Genomic DNA, 14,293 nt, shown 5'->3' with positions numbered 1-14,293 from the left:
GGCGCAAGCCCGATGGTTCAACTGCTCAGCCGCGGGCTTCCTTGAACAGCACGGCGATGCCCGGATGATAGTTGCCAGCCTCGCTGCGCAACTTGCGGTAGGCGTAGGGGAAATACCAGGCGACCGCGCAGGTGTGCTCCTTTTGCAGGTCGTCGACCATGTCTTGCAGCTCTTCGGGGCTGGCGCTGTGTTGGGCTTTTTGCGGCGCGACAAACAGGCAGCCGAGTTTGAGGTCGCTGGCAAAGCTGATGCGTTTCGCATCGCTGGTGATGTCGAGGAGAGCTTGGGTCAGGTTGAGATTATTCACCCGGGGCCAGCGCTGCGTGGCCTGGATGTAAGCGCGGTCTTCGGCGCCGGCGAGGAACAGGTCGGCGCGGGCATTGCGCTCGCCTTCTTCATTCTGTTTGCGCGTGGCAGTGTCGTTGAGAGTGACCAATTCGGCCATCCAGGCTGCTGCGGTCAGCAAGCCGAGATTGGCTTTCTCGTCGTGCCAGTAAGGCGTGTCGCTGTCGCCGCGTACGGCGTTGTAACGGTCGATACAGTCAAACCAGCGTTCAAGCACCGGGCGCATGAATTCCAGGCGCGGGTTGCTGATGATCATGCCTTGCATCGTCATCATCCTTATTGTTGTGGTGGCTTTTTCGAGAAAAGCATGGCTCTTTGATATCATTTGTATCGGTGTGGCACAAGATTGGCGCCAGATAATTGATCGGCGGCAGTTATTCGCCCGCTGGCCCCCTCTTTAATTGACGCTCCACCCCCAACCCTCTAACCTTCGCGGCTTGTTTCAGGTGCTCTGTGACTGCGGTCGACAGAGTGAAACAGGGAAGCCGGTGAGGGTTGTCTTCAAGCGAAGAACGATCACGATCCCGGCGCTGCCCCCGCAACGGTAAATGAGTAAAAGCTGCGCCTTGAGCCACTGCTTCGAAACAAGCGGGAAGGCGCGCAGCCAGGCCAAGCGCCGCTCATGAGCCCGGAGACCGGCCTGATCCATCCAGCGGCATCACGGTGGGCGATGCCAGGCTTTTTGCCGTCTATTCTTGTGCCTGCCCGCCGTTATCCAGCCCCAACGGAGAGCTCCCCCATGACTGATTCCCCCGAGCGCGACGAACGCCATCTGGCGCGTATGCAGCGCAAAAAAGCCGTGATCGACGAACGCATCGCCAACTCGCCTGACGAGTGCGGCCTGGTGCTGGTGCTGACCGGCAACGGCAAAGGCAAAAGCAGCTCGGCGTTCGGCATGCTCGCCCGCGCCATGGGTCACGGCATGCAGTGCGGCGTGGTGCAGTTCATCAAGGGCCGCAACAGCACCGGTGAAGAATTGTTCTTCCGCCGCTTCCCCGAGCAAGTGCGCTTCCACGTGATGGGCGAGGGCTTCACCTGGGAAACCCAGGACCGCCAACGTGACATCGCTGCCGCCGAAGCCGCGTGGGCCGTCTCCCGCGAGCTGCTGCGCGATCCGTCGATCGGTCTGGTGGTGCTCGACGAGTTGAACATCGCCCTCAAGCACGGCTACCTCGATCTCGATCAGGTGCTCAGCGATCTGCAGGCGCGTCCGCCGATGCAGCACGTGATCGTCACCGGTCGCGCGGCCAAGCCGGAAATGATCGAAATGGGCGACACGGTCACCGAAATGGGCATGCTCAAACACGCCTTCCAGGCCGGCATCAAAGCGCAGAAAGGCGTCGAACTTTGAATCAGCCACGTCACTGCCCGGCGGTCCTCATTGCCGCGCCGGCCTCCGGTCAGGGCAAGACCACCGTCACCGCTGCGCTCGCCCGTTTGCATCGCAATCAGGGGCGCAAAGTGCGCGTGTTCAAATGCGGCCCGGACTTTCTTGACCCGATGATTCTCGAGCGCGCCAGCGGTGCGCCGGTGTATCAACTGGACATGTGGATGGTCGGCGAGCAGGAAAGTCGTCGTCTGTTGTGGGAAGCCGCTGCCGAGGCGGATCTGATTCTGATCGAAGGCGTGATGGGCCTGTTCGACGGCACGCCGTCGAGTGCCGATCTGGCGCGGCATTTCGGTGTGCCGGTGCTCGGGGTGATCGACGGCACGGCGATGGCGCAGACCTTTGGTGCGTTGGCGCTGGGCTTGGCGAAGTATCAGCCGGATCTGCCGTTTGCCGGTGTGTTGGCCAATCGTGTCGGCACCTTGCGCCATGCGCAATTGCTCGAAGGCAGCCTCACCGAAGGTCTGCGTTGGTACGGTGCGTTGTCGCGCGAGACTGGCATCGAATTGCCGAGTCGTCACCTCGGTCTGGTTCAGGCCAGCGAGTTGAATGACCTTGATGTGCGTCTCGACGCCGCTGCCGACGCACTGGCCAGTAGTTGCGAGGTAGCGCTGCCACCGGCCGTAGAATTTGCCGCACCGGATGTTATCGCTGTCGAGCCGCTGCTGAAGGATGTGCGCATTGCCGTTGCGCGTGATGAGGCGTTTGCCTTCACCTACGGCGCGAGTCTGGATCTGCTGCGCGCGATGGGTGCTCAGTTGAGCTTCTTCTCACCGATTCGCGATACGCAATTGCCTGAGGCAGACAGTCTGTATCTGCCCGGCGGTTACCCGGAATTGCACCATGTTGCGTTGTCGCAGAACACTGCGATGCTTGAGGCGATTCGCGCGCATCATGCAGCGGGTAAACCGTTGCTCGCTGAGTGTGGCGGCATGTTGTATCTGCTCGACTCTTTGACGGACGTTGAAGGCGCTCGCACCGAATTGGTCGGACTGCTCAAGGGCGACGCGGTGATGCAAAAGCGTCTGGCGGCACTGGCGCTGCAAGCGGTGGATCTGCCGGAAGGTTCGTTGCGTGGGCACACTTATCATCATTCGTTGACGACTACCGAACTGACGCCGATTGCGCGTGGCTTGAGTCCGAATGGTGGGCGTGGTGCTGAGGCGGTTTATCGGGAAGGGCGGATGACGGCGTCGTACGTGCACTTTTATTTCCCGTCGAATCCGGCGGCTGTCGCTGCACTGTTCGCGCCTGGCCTCCAGGCCGCCATCGCTGGCAAGCCAGCTCCCACAGTGGACGGTGAGCTTCCTGAAGAAATGCAATCCCCTGTGGGAGCGAGCCTGCTCGCGAAAGGGCCATGACCGACAACGCATTCTCCGAAGCCGAGCGCCAAGCCGTCTATAAAGCCATCGCCGAACGCCGCGACATGCGCCACTTCACCGGCGGCAGCGTCGAACCGGAGTTGTTGCGCCGACTTCTGGAAGCCGCCCACCAGGCCCCAAGCGTTGGCCTGATGCAGCCCTGGCGCTTCATCCGCATCAGCGACAGTAGCCTGCGCGGCGAGATCCAGAATCTTGTGGAAGAGGAACGCATCCGCACCGCCGAAGCCCTCGGCGAGCGCAGTGACGAGTTCATGAAACTCAAGGTCGAAGGCATCAGTGACTGCGCCGAAGTGCTGGTTGCGGCGCTGATGGATGATCGCGACAAACACATCTTCGGGCGCCGCACGCTGCCGGAAATGGACATGGCCTCGCTGTCCTGCGCGATCCAGAATCTGTGGCTGGCCTCGCGTGCCGAAGGCTTGGGCATGGGTTGGGTCTCGCTGTTCGAGCCACAGGCGTTGGCGGATTTGCTGAAGTTGCCCGAAGGTGCCAAGCCTCTGGCCGTTTTATGTCTGGGCCCGGTCAAGGAATTCTATCCGGCGCCGATGCTGGTACTCGAAGGGTGGGCACAGGCGCGTCCGCTCAATGAGTTGCTGTTTGAGAATTATTGGGGAGTGAGTCAATGAGTGTGGCGTTGTTGAGTGTCGCCGCGGTCGCGCTGGATGCGCTGCTGGGTGAACCGAAACGCTGGCATCCGCTGGTGGCGTTCGGCAATTTTGCCGGGCGCATCGAGCAACGTTTCAACGCCGGTGGGCGGGGCTGGCGCAGCCATGGCGTCACCGCGTGGGTGATCGCGGTGGTGCCGCTGACCTTGCTCGCCACGGCGTTTTCCTGGGCGCCGTATGTGGGTTGGGTCGTCGAGATTCTGGCGTTGTATTGCGCCCTCGGCATGCGCAGCCTCGGCGAGCATGTCGCGCCGGTAGCCGCAGCCTTGCGCGCGGATGATCTGGATGAGGCGCGCAAGCGAGTCGGCTATCTGGTCAGTCGTCAGACCGATGAACTCGACAGCACTGCTGTCGCTCGCGCTGCCACTGAGTCAGTGTTGGAAAACGGCAGTGACGCGGTGTTTGCCGCGCTGTTCTGGTTTGTCGTCGCCGGAGCCCCGGGCGTGGTGCTCTATCGCTTGAGCAACACGCTCGATGCGATGTGGGGCTATCGCAACGAACGCTTCGAGCGTTTCGGTTGGGCAGCGGCAAAAATCGACGACGTGTTGAACTACATTCCTGCGCGTCTGGTGGCGTTGACCTACGCGTTGCTGGGCAAAACCCGACTCGCGTTGAGGTGCTGGCGTACACAGGCGCCGAAGTGGGATAGCCCTAACGCAGGTCCGGTGATGGCGGCTGGCGCTGGTGCGCTGGGCGTGGAATTGGGTGGGCCGGCGATTTATCACGGTGAACTGCATGAGCGTCCGCAACTCGGCGAAGGGCAACCGGCCGCTGCCGACTCCATCGACCGTGGCTGGCAATTGGTCCAGCGCGGCGTATGGTTATGGCTGCTGATTCTTTGCGTTGGGGCTGAATTCTATGCTTGAGCACGGTGGCCGGCTGCGCAAGGCGGCGCACGATTACGGCATCGCCGAGGCGGACTGGCTCGACCTGTCCAGCGGTCTTGCGCCGTGGCCGTTCCCGATCCCGGACATCCCGCTGCGCGCCTGGGCGCGCCTGCCGGAAACCGACGACGGTCTGGAGCAGGCGGCGTGCGATTACTACGGTGCCACGCAAGTGCTGCCGGTGGCCGGTTCGCAGATGGCCATTCAGTTGCTGCCGCGTTTGCGTCGCGCTGGCAAGGTTGGCGTTTTATCGCCGTGCTATGCCGAGCATGCCGAGGCCTGGCGCCGCAGTGGCTACATCGTGCGCGAAGTGCTGGAGCAGGAAGTCGAGTTCTTTCTCGATAACCTCGACGTGCTGGTCGTGGTCAATCCGAACAATCCGACCGGCCTGAGCCTGACACCGGCACGGCTGCTCGACTGGCATGCGCGACTGGCGCAGCGCGGTGGCTGGCTGGTGGTCGATGAAGCGTTCATGGACAACACGCCGCACCTGAGCCTGGCGGCTCACGCGCATCAGGTCGGGCTGATTGTGCTGCGTTCATTCGGCAAGTTTTTTGGCCTCGCCGGTGTGCGTTTGGGGTTTGTCCTGGCCGAGCGCAAGTTGCTCAGGTTGCTCGCCGAACAGGTCGGGCCATGGGTGGTGAGCGGGCCGACACGGGTGCTCGGCCAAGCGTGTCTGCAAGACACTGAAGGCCACACACGCCAGCGGATTCGCAGCGAAGAAGCGAGCGAGCGGCTGGCCGCACTGCTTGAACGCTACGGCTTCAAACCGCAGGGCGGCTGCGCGTTGTTTCAGTGGCTGGTCACTGATAAGGCGCCAGCGCTGCACGAATTCATGGCCCGACGCGGCATTCTCCTGCGCATCTTCACGCACAACAGCAGCCTGCGCTTCGGCTTGCCGGCTGATGCGGCTGAAGAGGCGCGTCTGGAACAGGCTTTAATCGCTTTCACCAAGGACAACCCATGACCACCCTGATGGTGCAAGGCACCACTTCCGATGCCGGCAAAAGCACACTGGTCACGGCGCTGTGCCGCTGGGCAACACGTCAGGGTGTGGCGGTCGTGCCGTTCAAGCCGCAGAACATGGCGCTCAACAGCGCGGTGACAGCCGACGGTGGCGAGATTGGCCGAGCGCAAGCCGTGCAGGCGCAAGCGGCGTTTCTTGAGCCGCACACCGACATGAACCCTGTTCTGCTCAAACCGAACAGCGACACCGGCGCCCAAGTGATCATTCATGGTCGCGCGGTGACGTCGATGAATGCCGTGGCGTATCACGACTACAAAGCCATCGCCATGCAAGCTGTTCTGGCTTCTCATGAGCGACTCAGCGCCGCGTATCCATTGGTGATGGTCGAAGGTGCTGGCTCGCCGGCGGAGATCAATCTGCGTGCCGGCGACATCGCCAACATGGGTTTTGCCGAAGCGGTGGATTGTCCGGTGCTGCTGATTGCCGATATCAATCGCGGCGGGGTTTTTGCCCATCTGGTCGGCACGCTGGAACTGCTTTCGCCGAGCGAACAGGCGCGGGTCAAAGGCTTCATCATCAATCGTTTTCGCGGCGACATCGCCTTGCTGCAACCGGGTCTCGACTGGTTGGAAGAACGCACCGGCAAACCGGTGGTAGGCGTGCTGCCGTACGTGATGGATCTGCATCTGGAGGCCGAGGACGGCATCGACCAGCGCCAGACTGACAAGGCTGAGCAGGTTCTGAAAGTGCTGGTGCCGGTGTTGCCGCGCATCAGTAACCACACCGATTTTGATCCGCTGCGCCTGCATCCGCAGGTCGACCTGCAATTTGTCGGGCCGGGGCAGGCGATCCCTCCCGCTGATCTGATCATTCTGCCGGGCTCGAAAAGCGTGCGCAGCGATCTGGCGTATCTGCGCGCCAACGGCTGGGACACGGCGATCGCCCGGCATCTGCGTTACGGCGGCAAAGTGCTGGGGATTTGCGGTGGTCTGCAGATGCTCGGTGAACAGGTGCACGACCCGCTCGGCCTCGAAGGCGCTCCCGGTTCGAGTGCTGGTTTGGGCTTGCTGGCCTTTGAAACGGCGCTTGAAGCCGAGAAGCAATTGCGCAATGTGCGGGGGCGGCTGGCGCTGGAAGATGCCGACGTCAGCGGCTATGAAATTCATGCGGGCGTGACCAGCGGACCGGCGTTGGAAAACGCTGCGGTGCATCTGGATGATGGCCGTTGCGACGGTGCACAGAGTGTTGATGAGCAGGTATTCGGCACCTATCTGCATGGCCTGTTCGAATCGCCGGCGGCGAGTGCAGCGTTGTTGCGCTGGGCCGGGTTGAGCGATGTGCAGGCGGTGGATTACCACGGCTTGCGCGAGCGCGATATCGAGCGTTTGGCGGATCTGGTGGAGAAGCATCTGGATACCGGCTTGTTGCGTCAGCTCTGTGGGATTTAAGGTGCTTGTGCTGGCCTCTTCGCGAGCAGGCTCGCTCCCACAGTGAATGCGGTTAGCCATACATTTTGAGTACAACTAATAACCCTGTGGGAGCGAGCCTGCTCGCGAAAGCGGCGGTTGTCTCACTTGAATTTTCCTGGATGAACCCATGCTCCAACTGATCCTCGGCGGCGCCCGCTCCGGCAAAAGTCGTCTGGCCGAAAAACTCGCCAGCGACAGCAACCTCTCGGTCACCTACATCGCCACCAGCCAACCGCTCGATGGCGAGATGAGCGACCGCGTCGCCCACCACCGCGCGCGCCGTCCCGCCGAATGGGCGCTCATCGAAGAGCCGCTGGAGCTGGCCCGCGTCCTGCGTGAATCCGCCAGCGCCGAGCGTTGCCTGCTGGTCGATTGCCTGACCCTGTGGCTGACCAATCTGCTGATGCTCGACGATGCCGAGCGTCTCGCCGCCGAGCGTGAAGCCCTGCTCGAATGTCTGGCCTCGCTGCCAGGAGAAATCATTTTTGTCAGCAACGAGACCGGAATGGGTGTCGTGCCGCTGGGCGAATTGACTCGCCGCTACGTCGATGAAGCCGGTTGGCTGCATCAAGCTCTGGCTGAGCGCTGTCAGCGTGTTGTCCTGACGGTCGCCGGCCTGCCCCTGACTTTGAAAGGACCTGCGTTATGACCCAAACCTGGTGGCTGAATCCGTGCAAACCGGTCGATCTCAACGTCGTTGAACAAGCGACGGCACGGCAGCAGCAATTAACCAAACCGGCCGGTTCGCTCGGTCGACTGGAATCGGTCGCGGTGCAACTGGCCGGTCTGCAAGGCCAGATCAAACCGACGCTGGCGCAAGTGTGGATCGCGATTTTTGCCGGCGATCACGGCGTGGTCGCGGAGGGTGTTTCGGCGTTCCCGCAGGAAGTCACCGGGCAGATGCTGCTCAACTTTGTCAGCGGTGGCGCGGCGATCAGCGTGCTGGCGCGTCAACTCGGCGCGCAGCTGGAAGTGGTCGATCTGGGCACGGTGAATCCTGCGCTGAACCTGCCGGGTGTGCGCCACTTGAACATCGGCGCGGGCACGGCGAATTTCGCTCAGGGTGCGGCAATGACTCAGGCTCAGGGCGAACTGGCGTTGCAGGCCGGTCGCGACAGTCTGCTGCGAGCGAAAGCGGCGGGCGCGCAGTTGTTCATCGGCGGCGAAATGGGCATTGGCAACACCACGGCAGCGAGTGCCTTGGCCTGCGCCTTGCTCGACTGCCCGGTGGTACACCTGACCGGTCCCGGCACCGGGTTGAATGCCGAAGGCGTCAGCCATAAAGCGCAAGTGATCGAGCGCGCGCTGGCGTTGCATGCCGCACAGCGTGGCGATGTCTTGCAGACTCTGTTCAATCTGGGTGGTTTTGAAATCGCCGCGCTGGTCGGTGCCTATCTGGCGGCGGCTCAAGAAGGTATTGCGGTGTTGGTCGACGGCTTTATCTGCACGGTCGCGGCGCTGGTCGCGGTGCGTTTGAATCCGGCCTGTCGCGAGTGGCTGTTGTTCGGTCACCGTGGTGCCGAGCCGGGGCATCGCCATGTGCTGGAAACCCTGCAGGCCGAGCCATTGCTGGAACTCGGTCTGCGTCTGGGCGAGGGCAGCGGCGCGGCGTTGGCGGTGCCGCTGTTGCGTCTGGCCTGCGACCTGCACGGGCAGATGGCGACGTTCGCCGAAGCAGCGGTAGCGGATCGCCCGGCATGACCTTGCGCCTGGATCTGCTGCGTCACGGTGAGACTGAGCTCGGCGGTGGTTTGCGCGGCAGCCTCGACGATGCGCTGACCGAAAAGGGCTGGATGCAAATGCGTGCAGCCGTGGTCGAGGGCGGGCCGTGGGATCGGATCGTCAGTTCGCCGTTGCAACGTTGCGCGCGGTTTGCCGCAGAGCTGGGTGAGCAACTGAACCTGTCAGTGCATCTGGACAAGTATCTGCAAGAGCTGCACTTCGGCGCGTGGGAAGGGCAGAGCGCGGCGGCGTTGATGGAGACGGATGCCGAGGCCTTGGGGTTGTTCTGGGCTGACCCGTATTCGTTTACTCCGCCGCAGGGTGAGCCAGTCAGTGACTTTTCCTCGCGCGTCCTGAGCGCTGTTGCGCGGCTACACAGCACCTATGCTGGCGAACGGGTTTTACTGGTCAGTCATGGCGGTGTGATGCGGTTGTTGCTGGCGCAGGCGCGGGGGGTACCGCGTGGACAACTGCTCAATGTCGCGGGCGCTCACGGGGCGTTGTTTGCGCTGACGGTCGCGGCCGACGGTTCGCTCAAGGAAGGTCACTGATATGTTGCCGCTGTGGATCGCTCTGCAATTTCTCAGCAGTTTGCCGGTTCGTTTGCCGGGCATGCCTGAGCCTGAACAGTTAGGGCGTTCGCTGCTGTTTTATCCGCTGGTTGGCTTGCTGTTCGGCGTGATTCTCTGGGCGCTGAATCTGGCGCTGGCCGGCGCGCCGTTGTTGTTGCATAGCGCATTACTGTTGACGGTGTGGGTGCTGCTCAGCGGCGCGTTGCACCTCGATGGCCTGGCCGACAGCGCCGATGCCTGGCTCGGCGGTTTTGGTGATCGCGAGCGCACGCTGACGATCATGAAAGATCCGCGCAGCGGGCCGATTGCGGTGGTGGCGCTGGTGTTGGTGTTGCTGCTCAAGTTCGCGGCGCTGCTGGCGTTGATCGAGCAGGGGCATGGTTTGGTATTGATTGTCGTGCCAGTGCTTGGAAGGGCAGCGTTGCTGGGATTGTTTCTGACCACGCCGTATGTGCGCGCGGGCGGGTTGGGGCAGGCGTTGGCGGATCATTTGCCGCGCAAGACTGGCTGGCAGGTGCTTGGGGCGAGTGCGCTGGGTTGCTTGGGGATTGCCGGGTTTCACGCGTTTGTGGCGCTGGTGATTTCGCTCGCAGTGTTTGTCTGGCTGCGGCGGGTGATGATGCGGCGGCTGGGCGGGACGACCGGTGATACGGCGGGGGCGTTGCTGGAATTGCTGGAGATGGGGGTGTTGGTGGGGTTGGCGCTGGTCTGACAGATTTTTATCGTTCAAGCCGGCCCCATCGCGAGCAGGCTCACTCCTACAGGGGAGCGCGGTCAACTGTAGGAGTGAGCCTGCTCGCGATAGCAATCTTTCAGGCACCACAAATGTTCAGGGTAAACTCATCTGTAACTTGATTTAACACAGTCGCGGGTATATACACGCATCATGCTTCCTTCTCAGTGTTTGTGCACCAACCTGCGTCGCGCCGCTCGTGGCGTCAGCAGGCATTACGACGGCGCTCTCGACGGCTTCGGGATCAACGTTGCCCAGTATTCTTTGCTGTGCAACCTGCAGCGTCTGGATCAACCGAGCATCTCGGAACTGGCCGAAGCCATGGGCCTGGATCGCAGCACTCTCGGACGCAATCTGCGCGTTCTTGAAGGTGAAGGACTGGTGACGCTGGCCGAGGGCGAAGACATGCGTAACCGCATCGTCAAGCTCACCGAGACCGGCGTGCAGCGCCTGGCAGCAGCACTGCCAGCCTGGGAAGCGGCGCAGCAGCGGTTGATCGACCGTTTGGGCGCCGAGAAGCGTGAAACCTTGCTCAGATTGCTGGATGAGCTGGCCTGAGGCCGGTTTTTTCCAAGCTCAAGCGGGTATATACCCGCAAGCGGAGAATAACAATGACATCGATGTGGCGTACGTGCGGTTGGGTGTTGGTCGGCAGTGCGCTGATTCTTGCGTTGTCTTTGGGTGTGCGGCATGGCTTCGGTCTGTTTCTGTCGCCGATGAGTGCGCAGTTCGGCTGGGGACGTGAGGTCTTCGCGTTCGCCATTGCACTGCAGAACCTGATCTGGGGCCTGGCGCAACCGTTTACCGGCGCGCTGGCCGACCGTTTCGGCGCGGCAAAAGTCGTGCTGATCGGCGGCGTGCTGTATGCCTTGGGTCTGGTGTGCATGGGTTTATCGGACTCGGCGGTGACGCTGTCGCTGAGCGCCGGTCTGCTGATCGGTATCGGCCTGTCCGGCACGTCGTTCTCGGTAATTCTCGGCGTGGTCGGCCGTGCCGTGCCGCCGGAGAAACGCAGCATGGGCATGGGCATTGCCAGCGCTGCCGGCTCGTTCGGTCAGTTTGCGATGTTGCCGGGCACGCTCGGGCTGATCGGCTGGCTCGGCTGGTCGGCGGCGTTGCTGGTGTTGGGCCTGCTGGTAGCGCTGATCGTGCCGCTGGTGAGCATGCTCAAGGACAAACCGCTGCCGGTGCTCGGTCATGAACAAACCCTGTCCGAGGCGCTGCGCGAAGCCTGCTCGCATTCGGGGTTCTGGTTGCTGGCGTTCGGCTTTTTTGTCTGTGGTTTTCAAGTGGTGTTCATCGGTGTGCATCTGCCGGCCTATCTGGTCGATCAGCACTTGCCGGCCAGCGTCGGCACTACAGTGCTGGCGCTGATCGGCCTGTTCAACATCTTCGGCACTTACACCGCTGGCTGGCTCGGCGGGCGCATGTCGAAACCGCGCCTGCTAACCGGTTTGTATCTGCTGCGTGCAGTGGTGATCGTGCTGTTCCTGTGGCTGCCGGTGACCACCACGTCGGCTTATCTGTTCGGCATGGCCATGGGCTTTTTGTGGCTGTCGACGGTGCCGTTGACCAACGGTACGGTGGCGACCTTGTTTGGTGTGCGCAATCTGTCCATGCTCGGCGGTATCGTGTTCCTGTTCCATCAGCTCGGTTCGTTCCTCGGCGGCTGGCTGGGCGGGGTGGTGTATGACCGTACCGGGAGTTATGACTTGATCTGGCAGGTGGCGATCCTTCTGAGTGTGTTGGCGGCTGCGTTGAACTGGCCGGTGCGCGAGCGTCCGGTCGCCCGCCTGCAAACCGCTGCGAGCGCCGCATGAGTCGATTCTGGCCGCGCATGGTCATCAGCGCACTCGGCGCCGCACTGCTGGCGCTGGTGTGGTGGGGCTGGCAGCAGGGCGGCCTGGCCTTGATGCAATTGGGCATGAGCATTTGCTAGAAGCGGGCATGGCGAGTAACGTCGAAGCCTGATGACTGCTCAAGGATGCTCGACATGCTGATGCGCTGGTGTGCTGTTCCCGCGTTGCTGATGGCGTTGACTGGCCTGGCCCAGGCCGCTGACTGTCCAGAATTGCTGCAAGGCTCGCTGCCGAAGTTGCGAGCCAAGGAATCCATCGATTTATGCCAGCAGTACGCCGACAAGCCGTTGGTGGTGGTCAATACCGCGAGCTTCTGCGGTTTCGCGCCGCAGTTCGAAGGCCTTGAGGCGCTGCATAAGCGCTACGAAGGTCAAGGGCTGGAAATGCTCGGCGTGCCTTCCAATGACTTCAAGCAGGAGTCCAAGGACAGCGCCGAGACCGCCAAGGTCTGTTACGCCAATTACGGCGTGACGTTCGCCATGACCGAGCCGCAGAAGGTTCGTGGTGATGACGCGACACATCTGTTTCAAGTGCTGGCGGCACACAGCAGCGCGCCGAAGTGGAATTTCTACAAGTATGTGGTCGATCGCCAGGGCAAGGTGATCGCCAATTTCTCCAGCCTGACCAAGCCTGATGATCCGGAATTCATTGCTGCGATCGAGAAGGCCATCGCCTCGAAACCGCTGAAGCCTTGAATCCGAAGGCCGGCGATTGTTTTGTAGGAGCTGCGGCACGCTGCGATCTTTTGACTTTAAAAAACAGATCAAAAGATCGCAGCCTCGTTGTACTCGACAGCTCCTACAGGTCGCACAAATTTCAGGCATAAAAAAGCCCCGCCTCTGCAAAGAGAGCGGGGCTTTTGTCGGCGAGGGGGCAGCCTCGCCATGCAGCATCAGAAGCGGTAGGTCGCGCCGACACCGAAACCGTTTGCCGAGTTTTCATACTTGGCGTCGTAGGTCTGGCCACGATTGTTTTCGTTGCGGATCTTCACCGACTCTTCCTTCAGGTACGAGTAAGCGACGTCGATGGTCAGGTCGTCGGTCGGGCTCCAGCCGGCACCGATACTGAAGATGGTGCGGTCACCAGTCGGAATGCGTGGCGAACGGTCTTCGTTGTTGGTCGGCGACTGGTCGAACGTCAGACCGGTACGCAGTACCCATTCCTTGTTCAACTGGTACGAGGTGCCCACGGCGTAAGCCCAGGAGTCGTGCCAGTTCTGGTCTTCGTTGATCGAACCGAACTGGCCGGCCAGCAGTGGCTGAACGCCAGAGTTTTTCACGGTGATTTTTTCCAGCTGGCTCCAACGGGTCCAGGTGGTACCGGCATACACGTTCCAGCGATCGTTGATCGCCTGGGTAACCGAGAGGTCGACCGATTCAGGTGTGGTGATCTTCAGCGAAGCATCGTACTTCTGGTTGGCGCCCAGACCGACTGCGGCCAGTGCGCCGTAATTGACCTTGGTGTTGCCTTCGAGCTTGTAGTCGACTTTCGAGTGATAGGTCAGACCGACGCGCGTGGTGTCGGTGGCTTGTACCAGCAGGCCGACGTTGTAGCCCAGCGCGGTGTCGTCACCCTTGATCTTGACCTTGCCGTCCGGCAGGGCTTGAGTGATCGACAGGTTGGATTCCAGCGCACCGTCAATGCGGTTGATGGTTGGACCGAAACCGATCGACACTTTGTCGTTGAAGGCGTAGCTGACGGTCGGTTGGAAAGTGATGACTTGCACTTCGGACTTGCTGCCGAAGTAACGGCCGGCAAAGCCGTTTTCGTAATCAGTGATCAGGCCGAACGGCACATAAACACCGAGGCCGAATGCCCAATGCTCATCGATTGGTTTGACATAGAAGCCCATAGGTACAGCGGTGAAGGGCACCATGTCGCCTTTGTTGCTGCCGCCGTTGGGGCTGGAACTGGCATTGCTGATATCGGTGTGAGCATCGACAACGGCTACGCCACCGGTAACCTGTTCGCGCTTGATGCGCGACATGCCAGCAGGGTTGCCATAAACAGTGCTTGCGTCGTCGGCAGAAGAAGATCGCCCGGCAAAACCAGTCCCCATCCCACTGATGCTTTGTTCGTTGAGGGCAAAGCCGGCCGCGAAAATTTGAGTGGAGGCGAGGGTAACGGCGAGGCTAAGGGTGGTTTTGAGCATGACTTTTTTCATTATTAGAACTCCTGGTGATCACCGGGGCGAAAATTACCAACATTTTCGTCCCAGCGCCATAGTCCGTATGCCTTGATTTAGAGCGGTTTTGTAGGACAATCCGACCAGATTCGCGACCTGTTGCAAGATCTTCCGAAACTGGGC

At 61.4% G+C, this 14,293-nt stretch carries 16 protein-coding genes and 1 riboswitch; of the genes, 14 read left to right on the top strand and 2 right to left on the bottom strand.

Annotated features, from left to right (window positions below; all coding sequences use genetic code 11):
• Positions 1-25 precede the first annotated feature (25 nt).
• The gene (locus tag AK821_RS18180) at positions 26-610 is read right to left on the bottom strand and encodes a hypothetical protein (RefSeq protein WP_064390939.1); all 585 of its coding nucleotides are present in this window, start codon (positions 608-610) and stop codon (positions 26-28) included.
• A 162-nt stretch (positions 611-772) separates the two neighbouring features.
• Positions 773-1,003, top strand: a riboswitch (cobalamin riboswitch).
• Positions 1,004-1,084: 81 nt separating this feature from the next.
• Between AK821_RS18180 and cobO the strand changes: the two genes are divergently transcribed.
• The 14 genes from cobO to AK821_RS18115 all read left to right on the top strand — a co-directional run bounded on the left by cobO (position 1,085) and on the right by AK821_RS18115 (position 12,680).
• The gene (gene cobO, locus AK821_RS18175) at positions 1,085-1,696 is read left to right on the top strand and encodes a cob(I)yrinic acid a,c-diamide adenosyltransferase (RefSeq protein WP_003223053.1); all 612 of its coding nucleotides are present in this window, start codon (positions 1,085-1,087) and stop codon (positions 1,694-1,696) included.
• Positions 1,693-3,093 carry a cobyrinate a,c-diamide synthase gene (locus tag AK821_RS18170; protein ID WP_064390938.1) on the top strand — a complete coding sequence of 467 codons (1,401 nt, stop codon included), beginning with the start codon at positions 1,693-1,695 and terminating at the stop codon, positions 3,091-3,093. Before cobO ends, AK821_RS18170 begins: the two co-directional genes overlap by 4 nt.
• Positions 3,090-3,740: a 5,6-dimethylbenzimidazole synthase gene (gene bluB / locus AK821_RS18165; protein ID WP_064390937.1), complete on the top strand. Its 651-nt coding sequence runs from the start codon at positions 3,090-3,092 to the stop codon at positions 3,738-3,740. Before AK821_RS18170 ends, bluB begins: the two co-directional genes overlap by 4 nt.
• Positions 3,737-4,645, top strand: a complete 909-nt coding sequence (gene cbiB / locus AK821_RS18160) for an adenosylcobinamide-phosphate synthase CbiB (protein WP_064390936.1) — start codon at positions 3,737-3,739, stop codon at positions 4,643-4,645. The genes bluB and cbiB overlap by 4 nt, the downstream gene beginning before the upstream one ends.
• Entirely contained in the window at positions 4,638-5,630 is a 993-nt protein-coding gene (gene cobD / locus AK821_RS18155) for a threonine-phosphate decarboxylase CobD (protein WP_064390935.1), read from the top strand. Before cbiB ends, cobD begins: the two co-directional genes overlap by 8 nt.
• Positions 5,627-7,078 carry a cobyric acid synthase gene (locus AK821_RS18150; RefSeq protein ID WP_064390934.1) on the top strand — a complete coding sequence of 484 codons (1,452 nt, stop codon included), beginning with the start codon at positions 5,627-5,629 and terminating at the stop codon, positions 7,076-7,078. The genes cobD and AK821_RS18150 overlap by 4 nt, the downstream gene beginning before the upstream one ends.
• A 148-nt stretch (positions 7,079-7,226) precedes the next feature.
• Positions 7,227-7,748, top strand: a complete 522-nt coding sequence (cobU, locus tag AK821_RS18145) for a bifunctional adenosylcobinamide kinase/adenosylcobinamide-phosphate guanylyltransferase (RefSeq protein ID WP_064390933.1) — start codon at positions 7,227-7,229, stop codon at positions 7,746-7,748.
• Entirely contained in the window at positions 7,745-8,800 is a 1,056-nt protein-coding gene (gene cobT, locus AK821_RS18140; protein ID WP_064390932.1) for a nicotinate-nucleotide--dimethylbenzimidazole phosphoribosyltransferase, read from the top strand. The genes cobU and cobT overlap by 4 nt, the downstream gene beginning before the upstream one ends.
• Positions 8,797-9,372 carry an alpha-ribazole phosphatase family protein gene (gene cobC, locus AK821_RS18135; protein WP_064390931.1) on the top strand — a complete coding sequence of 192 codons (576 nt, stop codon included), beginning with the start codon at positions 8,797-8,799 and terminating at the stop codon, positions 9,370-9,372. Before cobT ends, cobC begins: the two co-directional genes overlap by 4 nt.
• Before the next feature lies 1 nt (position 9,373).
• Positions 9,374-10,105 (top strand): adenosylcobinamide-GDP ribazoletransferase, encoded by a 732-nt coding sequence (locus tag AK821_RS18130; RefSeq protein WP_064390930.1) that lies wholly within the window; start codon positions 9,374-9,376, stop codon positions 10,103-10,105.
• Between the two features lie 174 nt (positions 10,106-10,279).
• A complete protein-coding gene (locus AK821_RS18125; RefSeq protein WP_064390929.1) occupies positions 10,280-10,684 on the top strand; it encodes a MarR family winged helix-turn-helix transcriptional regulator in 405 nt (134 codons plus the stop codon).
• Positions 10,685-10,737: 53 nt separating this feature from the next.
• Positions 10,738-11,946 (top strand): MFS transporter, encoded by a 1,209-nt coding sequence (locus AK821_RS18120; protein ID WP_064390928.1) that lies wholly within the window; start codon positions 10,738-10,740, stop codon positions 11,944-11,946.
• Positions 11,943-12,065 carry a hypothetical protein gene (locus AK821_RS31160; RefSeq protein ID WP_256585511.1) on the top strand — a complete coding sequence of 41 codons (123 nt, stop codon included), beginning with the start codon at positions 11,943-11,945 and terminating at the stop codon, positions 12,063-12,065. The genes AK821_RS18120 and AK821_RS31160 overlap by 4 nt, the downstream gene beginning before the upstream one ends.
• Positions 12,066-12,119: 54 nt before the next feature.
• Positions 12,120-12,680 carry a glutathione peroxidase gene (locus AK821_RS18115; protein WP_064390927.1) on the top strand — a complete coding sequence of 187 codons (561 nt, stop codon included), beginning with the start codon at positions 12,120-12,122 and terminating at the stop codon, positions 12,678-12,680.
• A gap of 197 nt (positions 12,681-12,877) precedes the next feature.
• On the opposite strand, the gene AK821_RS18110 is transcribed toward AK821_RS18115, so the two are convergent.
• Positions 12,878-14,149, bottom strand: a complete 1,272-nt coding sequence (locus tag AK821_RS18110; protein ID WP_064390926.1) for an OmpP1/FadL family transporter — start codon at positions 14,147-14,149, stop codon at positions 12,878-12,880.
• Between the last annotated feature and the right edge of the window lie 144 nt (positions 14,150-14,293).

The sequence above is a fragment of the Pseudomonas sp. RIT-PI-r genome (assembly GCF_001297015.1).
GTDB lineage: Bacteria > Pseudomonadota > Gammaproteobacteria > Pseudomonadales > Pseudomonadaceae > Aquipseudomonas.
This window is presented reverse-complemented; position numbering and strand designations above follow the sequence as displayed.

Coding starts and splice junctions, on each gene's coding strand:
- AK821_RS18180 (WP_064390939.1), bottom strand. CDS start 610: ATGCAAGGCATGATCATCAGCAACCCGCGCCTGGAATTCATGCGCCCG.
- cobO (WP_003223053.1), top strand. CDS start 1,085: ATGACTGATTCCCCCGAGCGCGACGAACGCCATCTGGCGCGTATGCAG.
- bluB (WP_064390937.1), top strand. CDS start 3,090: ATGACCGACAACGCATTCTCCGAAGCCGAGCGCCAAGCCGTCTATAAA.
- cbiB (WP_064390936.1), top strand. CDS start 3,737: ATGAGTGTGGCGTTGTTGAGTGTCGCCGCGGTCGCGCTGGATGCGCTG.
- cobD (WP_064390935.1), top strand. CDS start 4,638: ATGCTTGAGCACGGTGGCCGGCTGCGCAAGGCGGCGCACGATTACGGC.
- AK821_RS18150 (WP_064390934.1), top strand. CDS start 5,627: ATGACCACCCTGATGGTGCAAGGCACCACTTCCGATGCCGGCAAAAGC.
- cobU (WP_064390933.1), top strand. CDS start 7,227: ATGCTCCAACTGATCCTCGGCGGCGCCCGCTCCGGCAAAAGTCGTCTG.
- cobT (WP_064390932.1), top strand. CDS start 7,745: ATGACCCAAACCTGGTGGCTGAATCCGTGCAAACCGGTCGATCTCAAC.
- cobC (WP_064390931.1), top strand. CDS start 8,797: ATGACCTTGCGCCTGGATCTGCTGCGTCACGGTGAGACTGAGCTCGGC.
- AK821_RS18130 (WP_064390930.1), top strand. CDS start 9,374: ATGTTGCCGCTGTGGATCGCTCTGCAATTTCTCAGCAGTTTGCCGGTT.
- AK821_RS18125 (WP_064390929.1), top strand. CDS start 10,280: ATGCTTCCTTCTCAGTGTTTGTGCACCAACCTGCGTCGCGCCGCTCGT.
- AK821_RS18120 (WP_064390928.1), top strand. CDS start 10,738: ATGACATCGATGTGGCGTACGTGCGGTTGGGTGTTGGTCGGCAGTGCG.
- AK821_RS31160 (WP_256585511.1), top strand. CDS start 11,943: ATGAGTCGATTCTGGCCGCGCATGGTCATCAGCGCACTCGGCGCCGCA.
- AK821_RS18115 (WP_064390927.1), top strand. CDS start 12,120: ATGCTGATGCGCTGGTGTGCTGTTCCCGCGTTGCTGATGGCGTTGACT.
- AK821_RS18110 (WP_064390926.1), bottom strand. CDS start 14,149: ATGAAAAAAGTCATGCTCAAAACCACCCTTAGCCTCGCCGTTACCCTC.